The organism is Nocardia tenerifensis NBRC 101015 (assembly GCF_000308715.1).
Classification (GTDB): domain Bacteria; phylum Actinomycetota; class Actinomycetes; order Mycobacteriales; family Mycobacteriaceae; genus Nocardia; species Nocardia tenerifensis.
The window spans coordinates 1-7,605 of record NZ_BAGH01000381.1 but is presented as its reverse complement, the minus strand read 5'-3'; the positions used below and the strand labels follow the sequence as shown (position 1 = coordinate 7,605).

The 7,605-nt window shown below is 70.8% G+C and carries 8 protein-coding genes; 5 read left to right on the top strand and 3 right to left on the bottom strand.

Features of this window, described 5'->3' with window-relative positions; genetic code table 11:
• Window positions 1-167: 167 nt before the first annotated feature.
• Entirely contained in the window at window positions 168-653 is a 486-nt protein-coding gene (locus tag ON39_RS30415) for a DUF2505 domain-containing protein (RefSeq protein WP_040739451.1), read from the bottom strand.
• Between the two features lie 24 nt (window positions 654-677).
• Between ON39_RS30415 and ON39_RS30410 the strand changes: the two genes are divergently transcribed.
• The 3 genes from ON39_RS30410 (at window position 678) to ON39_RS30400 (ending at window position 3,982) form a co-directional block, all read left to right on the top strand.
• The gene (locus tag ON39_RS30410) at window positions 678-1,772 is read left to right on the top strand and encodes a UDP-N-acetylmuramate dehydrogenase (protein WP_373283754.1); all 1,095 of its coding nucleotides are present in this window, start codon (window positions 678-680) and stop codon (window positions 1,770-1,772) included.
• 68 nt (window positions 1,773-1,840) lie between these two features.
• The gene (locus ON39_RS30405) at window positions 1,841-3,073 is read left to right on the top strand and encodes a L,D-transpeptidase (RefSeq protein ID WP_051187344.1); all 1,233 of its coding nucleotides are present in this window, start codon (window positions 1,841-1,843) and stop codon (window positions 3,071-3,073) included.
• 108 nt (window positions 3,074-3,181) lie between these two features.
• Window positions 3,182-3,982, top strand: a complete 801-nt coding sequence (locus ON39_RS30400) for a patatin-like phospholipase family protein (protein ID WP_040739453.1) — start codon at window positions 3,182-3,184, stop codon at window positions 3,980-3,982.
• Here ON39_RS30400 and mscL read toward each other — a convergent pair.
• A complete protein-coding gene (gene mscL, locus ON39_RS30395; protein ID WP_040739450.1) occupies window positions 3,979-4,434 on the bottom strand; it encodes a large conductance mechanosensitive channel protein MscL in 456 nt (151 codons plus the stop codon). The two genes, ON39_RS30400 and mscL, sit on opposite strands and share 4 nt — an antisense overlap.
• A gap of 129 nt (window positions 4,435-4,563) precedes the next feature.
• Window positions 4,564-5,301, bottom strand: coding sequence for an SDR family NAD(P)-dependent oxidoreductase (locus ON39_RS30390; RefSeq protein ID WP_040739449.1), 738 nt, complete (start codon window positions 5,299-5,301; stop codon window positions 4,564-4,566).
• A gap of 72 nt (window positions 5,302-5,373) precedes the next feature.
• On the opposite strand from ON39_RS30390, the gene ON39_RS30385 reads away from it, so the two are divergent.
• Both ON39_RS30385 and mshA read left to right on the top strand, forming a co-directional pair.
• Entirely contained in the window at window positions 5,374-6,195 is an 822-nt protein-coding gene (locus ON39_RS30385; RefSeq protein ID WP_040739448.1) for an alpha/beta fold hydrolase, read from the top strand.
• 83 nt (window positions 6,196-6,278) lie between these two features.
• Window positions 6,279-7,605: D-inositol-3-phosphate glycosyltransferase (gene mshA / locus ON39_RS30380; protein ID WP_174412581.1), on the top strand; the 1,327-nt coding region annotated here is incomplete at its 3' end.

Here is a 7,605-nt window from a genome sequence, read left to right as displayed (position 1 = left end):
TCCTTGGTGGTATGCAGCGGGTAGCGCGCGGAGTAATCAAGTCGACGGGCCATGTGTCCAGAGATTACTGGGTGGGATCGCCACATCGTCGCTCGGCGGTGCGGTGCACAAAAAGTATGAGCGGGAAGTGTGCTGCCGCAACAACTTCCCGCTCGGTGAACGCGGGCTCAGTGCGTGGCGAGCCAGGTGTTGGTGAACTCTTCCTCGTTCTTCAGCACCTCGGTCAGGTGCTCCGCGATGGCCGACTCGATCTTGCCGCCGAACAGCGGGATCTTGACCTCGATGGTGCCCTTGGCGGCGGCGGTGGCGCCCGCGCCCTCGTCGGTCAGCGTGATGGTGCCGCGCACCTGGGCGGGGGCGCCCTCGACGGTCGCCTCGAAGGTGGCCGAGTCGCCGTCCCACGCCTCGACGCGCGGGATGATCAGGTCGCCGGGGCGCACCGCGGTGATCGCGGCGGGCAGCAGCTCGGCGGCGATGGACTGCACCAGCTGGATCCGGATCCGGGCGCCGTCGACGGTCACCGACTCGAGCCGGGCGTTCGGGCCGCCGACCTCGGCCACGCGGTCCTTCCAGTACTGGTCGTTCGCGAACGCCGCGCGCACGGCGGCAGCGGGATGCGAGTAGCGGGCCGTGTACGCCAGCGGTGTAGCCATGGTCGGACACGCTACCGTCTGGCTGTGCGAACTTCACGTGTGGTGCCGTCGGATGTGCTGGCCGCCACCGGCGCCCGGATCCGCGACTCGGTGCCGCTGGCGGAACTGACCACGCTGCGGGTCGGCGGCCCGGCGACGGTCGCCGAGTGCGTCACCACCGAATCGCTGGTGGCCACGGTGCGCGCGCTCGACGCCGCGGACATTCCGGTGTTGGTCGTCGCGGGCGGCTCCAACCTGCTGATCGGCGACGACGGTTTCGACGGCGTGGTGGTGCGGGTGGCGACCGAGGGCGTCGAGCTGAGCGCGGACGGTGTGCTGGCCGAGGCAGGCGCGAACTGGGACGCGGTCGTCGCGGCGACGGTCGCCGCGGGGCTCGGCGGCCTCGAATGCCTCTCCGGCATCCCGGGTTCCGCGGGCGCGACGCCGGTGCAGAATGTCGGCGCGTACGGCGCGGAGGTGGCGAGCCTGCTGCGCCGGGTCCGGCTGCTCGATCGCCGCGACGGCGCGATCCGCTGGGTCGAGCCCGCCGAACTCGGCTTCGGCTACCGCACCAGCGTGCTCAAGCACCGCGACGACGCCCTCGTGCTCGCCGTCGATTTCGCCCTCGACCCGACCGGTGCCAGCGCTCCGCTGCGCTACGGCGAGCTCGCGACCACCCTCGGCGCGGCCGACGGCGAGTCCCGCCCGGCGGCCGAGGTGCGCGACGCCGTGCTGCGCCTGCGCGCGGGCAAGGGCATGGTCCTCGACCCGGCCGACCACGACACCTGGAGCGCCGGGTCGTTCTTCACCAATCCGGTGGTGCCCGAGGACCGCGTGGCCGAGGTGCGCGCCGCGATCCGCGCGCATGTGGGTGAAGTCACGGTGCCGACCTATCCGGCGCCCGACGGGGTCAAGTTCTCCGCGGGCTGGCTCATCGAGCGGGCCGGGTTCGTCAAGGGCTTCCCCGGCCCGGACGCCCCGGCCCGGCTGTCCACGAAACACACTCTCGCGCTGACCAATCGGGGCGGCGCGAGCGCGGCGGACTTGGTGGCTCTGGCCAGGACGGTGCGCGACGGCGTGGCCGCGCGCTTCGGTGTCCGGCTGGAGCCCGAACCCGTCCCGGTCGGCGTCGCGCTGTAGCCCGGTGAAACGGACGCCACACCTTTCGCTAGCCGACCGAACGAATTTGCCCGCGTAAATTCGATGCAGTGAGCAACCGTCCAGGGATCCGCAGACCGGTCGCCGTCGTCTCGGCCGTGCTGCTCGTCGTGGTCGCCTTGGTGGCAGGCTGCGGCAACGGCAACGGCGGCGACACCGGCACACCTCGTGACTCCGGCCCCGTCGCCAAGGTCACCTTCACGCCCGCGAACGCCGCCGAGAAGGTCAACCCGGCCGCGCCCGTGTCGGTCACCGTCGCCGACGGCGCCATCGACCAGGTGGCGCTGACCAACGCCAACGGCAAGCAGGTCGCCGGCGAGCTGAGTCCGGACAAGCGCAGCTACAAGACCACCGAGGCGCTCGGCTACGGCGCCACCTACACCTGGTCGGGCACCGCCGTCGGCACCGATCGCAAGCCCGTCCCGATCGAGGGCAAGTTCAGCACGCTCGCGCCCAAGAACACCGTCCCGGCGACCCTGAACATCGCCGACAACCAGGAGGTCGGCATCGCCGCGCCGATCATCCTGCAGTTCAAGGCCTCCGTGCAGAACAAGGCGGAGGTGGAGAAGGCGCTCAGCGTCACCACCGACCCGCCCACCGAGGGCGCGTGGGCGTGGTTCCCCGACGACAACGGCTCCCGCGTGCACTGGCGGCCGAAGAACTACTGGGCGCCGGGCACCGCGGTGCACGTCTCGGCCAAGCTCTACGGCCTCGATCTCGGCGGCGGCAACTACGGATACTCCGATCTGACAACGGATTTCCGCATCGGCCGCAGCCAGATCGTCAAGGCCAACGCGCCGAGCCACCGCATGCAGGTGGTCCGCGACGGCGGCACCGTGTTCGACTTCGCGGTCAGCTACGGCGAGGGCAACGAGCCGCGCAACGTGACCCGCTCCGGGCTGCACGTGGTGACCGAGAAGTACGAAGACTTCATGATGTCGAATCCGCCGTACTACACCAACGTTCGCGAGCGCTGGGCCGTGCGCATCTCCAACAACGGCGAATTCATCCACGCCAACCCGGAATCCCTGTCCGCCCAGGGCTCTTCGAACGTGACCAACGGCTGCATCAACCTCTCGCCCGCCGATGCGCAGGCGTACTTCCCGACCGCGCTCTACGGCGATCCGGTGGAGGTCACCGGCACCTCCATCCCGCTCTCCGCCGCGGACGGCGACCTCTACGACTGGACCATCGACTGGGCCACCTGGAAGACCATGTCGGCCGCGGACGGCTCGACCTCGGTCGTCTCCGCGACCCCGGTCGCCCCTGCCCCGCCCCGTTAGCTCCGTGTCGAAGTCCCATCCGCCGCCTCCGGTGGATGCATCCGGCCGGACCTCGACACAGCGCCTACGCTCGTTCTCGGCAAGGGTCGTGGTTCGGAGGGTGATGTGGTGAGCGGTCGCGCGGCGGTGCTCGGTCCGGGTGGGGTCGTCGGCACGGCCTGGTCGCTCGGCGTCGCGGAAGGCCTGCGCCGCAACGACATCGAGCTGGGCGAGGCGGATCTGCTCGTCGGCACCTCGGCGGGCGCCATCGCCGCGGTGGGACTGACCGACGGCCGGGATTTGAATGCCTATGCCGAGCATCCGGCGTCCGGCGCCGCACCGATCGTGGATCCCGCGGTGACGGCGGCGGTTTTCGAGGTGCTGCGCGGCGCGGGCGCCGATCCCGCCTCCGCGCTGCGCCGCGTCGGCAAGCTGGCGTCGAACGCGCGGACCAGCCCGGAACAGGTGCACGTCGATCGCATGCGCGCCCTGGTCGCCGCGCGGGACTGGCCGCATCCGAACCTGCTCATTCCGACGGTCGACGTGGACTCCGGCGAGCCCAAGGTGTGGCGCGGCGCCGACGGCGTGCCCGCGTACCTGGCGGTCGCGGCGAGCACCGCGATGCCGGGCACGGCCGCGCCGGTCACGATCGGCGCGCGCCGCTACATGGACGGCGCGCTGCGCAACGGCTCGAATGCCGATCTGGCCGAGGGCAGCTCGGCGCTCGTCCTCATCGAGCCGCTCGCGCACGTCTTCCCGAGGACGACGTCCTCGGTGTCCCGAATCGCCAGGATCGCGCCGGACGTGACCACCATCGACATCTTCGGCCCCGACCTGGCCGACCGCTCGAACTGGCCCGCCGCATTCGCCGCCGGCCTGCGGCAGGGCGCGGCCGCTGCGAGCGAGGTCCGCTCGGTCTGGTCGCGCTAGCGCCGCTGCGACGTGTCGAGGTCGGGGTCGTTCTCGACCGCTTGGTCGGCGGCCTGCTGGGCTCGCACAGCCTCGTGCCGCTCGGCGAGCAGGTCGCGGATCTCGATGAGCAGCTCGGTTTCGGTCGGCTCGGCCGCCTTGGTGGTGCCGAAGCGGTTCTTGATCGTCTTCATCGGCACCATCAGCACGAAGTAGAGCACGGCCGCCACCACGAAGAAGTTGATGCACGCGGTGATGATCGGTCCGATCTCGATGAAGGTCGCGGGTTTGCTGGCGATCAGCTGAACACCGAGCCCGAGTTCGTTCTGATTGCCGAAGACCGCGAGCAGCGGGTTCACCAGGCCCTTGGTCACCGAGGTGACGACCGCGGTGAACGCCGTGCCCATCACCACGGCGACCGCGAGGTCGATGACGTTTCCTCGCAGCAGGAACTCTTTGAAGCCCTTGAACATGAGTCGAGCAACTCCGATCTGAGGTAGACGACGTCAAAGCCTCAGATGCTAACGGCAGAACTCGACCGGCGAAGGGTTGGCAACCTTACCGCTAACCTTTGCTCGCGGATTGGTAATGCATACCAGCTATCAGACTTCGCGGCGGGCGAAGCGCCCCGCGTCGGCCTGGTCGCGGGGCTTGACGATGATCTGATCGAGGTTCACGTGCGACGGCCGCGACGCGACGAAGCCGATGATCTCCGCGATGTCCTGCGCGACCAGCGGATCGATGCCCTGGTAGACCTTGGCGGCGCGCTCCTCGTCGCCGTCGAAGCGAACCAGCGAGAACTCGGTTTCCACTGCGCCGGGCGCGATCTCGGTCAGCCGAACGGGCTGGCCGAGCAGCTCGCCGCGCAGGGTGCGGTGCAGCACGGCCTGCGCGTGCTTGGCCGAGGTGTAGCCCGAGCCGTTGTCGTAGGCGACGAAGGCGGCGACCGAGGTGATGGTGACGATGAGGCCGTCGCCGGAGGCGATCAGCTTGGGCAGCAAGGACTTTGTGACGCGGAGCGTGCCGAGCACGTTGGTCTCCCACATCCAGCGCCAGTCGTCGAGGTCGGCCTCGGCGACCGTGGCGAGGCCCTTGGCGCCGCCCGCGTTGTTGACCAGTACGTCGGCCCGCTCGACCGCGTCGGTGAATGCGCGCACCGAGTCGTCGGAGGTGACGTCGAGTTCCAGTGCGGTGCCGCCGATTTCGTCGGCCAGGCGCCGGAGGCGATCGAGCCTGCGTGCGCCCACGTAGACGTGGTAGCCCTGTTTCGCCAGTTCTCGTGCGGTGGCCTCGCCGATGCCGGAGCTGGCTCCGGTGACGACCGCGCTGCGCGTGCTCATGGCTGTAGATCCTAAAGCGCGGGTCGTTTGCCGCAGGGCGCTGTCGCGGGGATCACCGTTAGCCTGAGCGGTATGGCTATACGGGACGCGGTGAGCGCGGACGGGACGAACATCGTCTACCGGGTGAGCGGCCCCGCCGACGCGCGTCCGCTGGTACTGCTGCATGGCTGGGCGGCGAATCTGCGCTGCTGGGGCCGGGCGGCCGACGATCTCGCCGCGCGCTTCCGGGTGCTCGCCGTCGACCTGCGCGGCCACGGCTACTCCGACGCGCCCGCCGCGGGTTACGACGATCCGAAGAATTGGGCCGCCGACGTCGCGGCCGTGCTGGCGGCGGAGGGCGTCGAGGCCGGCGCGATCCTGCTCGGCTGGTCCTACGGCGGCATCGTGCTCAGCGACTATCTCACCGCCTACGGCACCGGCGCCCTCGCCGGCATCGTTTACACCGGCTCGCAAGCCAATATCGGCCGCGGGGTGCCGGGCGCGGCGGCGGGCCCAGCCATGCGGGAGGCGATGCCCGGCGTGTTCGAGGAGAGCGCGGGCCGGGCGGTGCGCGCGTTCGGCGCCTTCGGCAACGCCAATACCGGCGCGGGCGCGGACAAGGGCGCCGACGCGCAGCGGCTGTTCGGCACCAGCCTCGCCACCCTGCCCGCCGTGCGCAAGGCGCTGTTCTACCGGACCGTCGACAACACCGAAACCCTTCGCGCACTGGATATTCCGGTGCTCGTGCTGCACGGCGAGGACGATCCGGTCGTGCCGATCGACAACGGCCGCTACATCTACGAGGCCGCCCCGGACGCCCGCGCGTCGTTCTGGGCGGGCGCCAAGCACGGGCTGTTCATCGAGGATCGGGACCGTTTCGTCGCCGAGATCGGCGCGTTCGCCGACAGCCTGTAGCGAGTGAGCGAGTTCACTCCGGCCCTGTGATAGCTCTCACTTGGCGGCGTGAGCGTGTGGAGGGCGGGAATCCAACGTGCACTATGGATAGCGTGAGTCAACGCCCGGACCTACGGCCGAACCGTGTCGCCGTGCTGTCGGTGCACACCTCACCACTGGCCCAGCCGGGAACGGGCGACGCGGGCGGGATGAACGTCTACGTCCTGCAGACCGCCCTCCAACTGGCCCGGCGCGGCACCGAGGTCGAGATCTTCACCCGTGCCACCGCCTCCAATCTGCCGCCCGTGCAAGAAGCGGCCCCCGGTGTGCTCGTGCGCAACGTGGTCGCGGGCCCTTTCGAGGGGCTCGACAAGCACGATTTACCCACTCAGCTTTGCCCTTTCACCGCGGAGGTGCTGCGCCAGGAGGCGCGCCACCTGCCCGGCTACTACGACCTCGTGCACTCGCACTACTGGCTGTCCGGCCAGGTCGGCTGGCTGGCCAGGGACCGCTGGCGGGTGCCGCTCGTGCACACCGCGCACACGCTGGCCGCGGTGAAGAACGCCGCGCTCGCCGAGGGGGACTGTCCGGAGCCGCTGACCCGCGAGATCGGCGAGAAGCAGGTGATCGGCGAGGCGGATCGGCTCGTCGCCAACACCGAGGACGAGGCTCGTCAGCTCGTCGAGCTCTACGGCGCCGAGCCCGAGCGCATCGACGTGGTGCCGCCCGGCGCGGACCTGGCCCGGTATCGGCCCGGCGACAAGGCGGCCGCCCGCGCGGCGCTCGGCCTGGCCGCGGACGAACAGGTCGTCGCGTTCGTCGGACGGATCCAGCCGCTGAAGGCGCCGGACGTGCTGGTGCGCGCCGCGGCCGAGGTGCTGCGCGCCGACCCTGCCCATCGACTGCGTGTGCTGATCGTCGGCGGCCCGTCCGGCACCGGCCTCGAGCGCCCCGACGCCCTCATCGAACTCGCCGCCGCGCTCGGCATCGCCGACCGCGTCACCTTCCTGCCGCCGCAGCCCCCGGACCGGCTGGTGCTGGTCTACCGCGCCGCCGACCTGGTCGCGGTGCCGAGCTACAACGAGTCCTTCGGCCTGGTCGCGATCGAGGCCCAGGCCAGCGGCACCCCGGTGCTCGCCGCCGACGTCGGCGGCCTCGGCACCGCGGTCCGGCACGGCGAGACCGGCCTGCTCGTGCCCGGCCATCGGACGCCGGACTGGGCGGGCGCGCTCGGTTATCTCCTGGACGACGCCGAGCGCCTACGCCGGATGAGCGGGCGCGCGGTCGAGCACGCGGCCAAATTCTCCTGGGAGCACACCGCCGACGGACTGCTCGCCAGCTACTCCGCCGCACTCGCCGATTTCCGCGCCGAGCGCGCCGGGCTCGGCGCCGGCCGCATCGCCCCGGGCGGCGCGCCGCCGCGTGCCGACG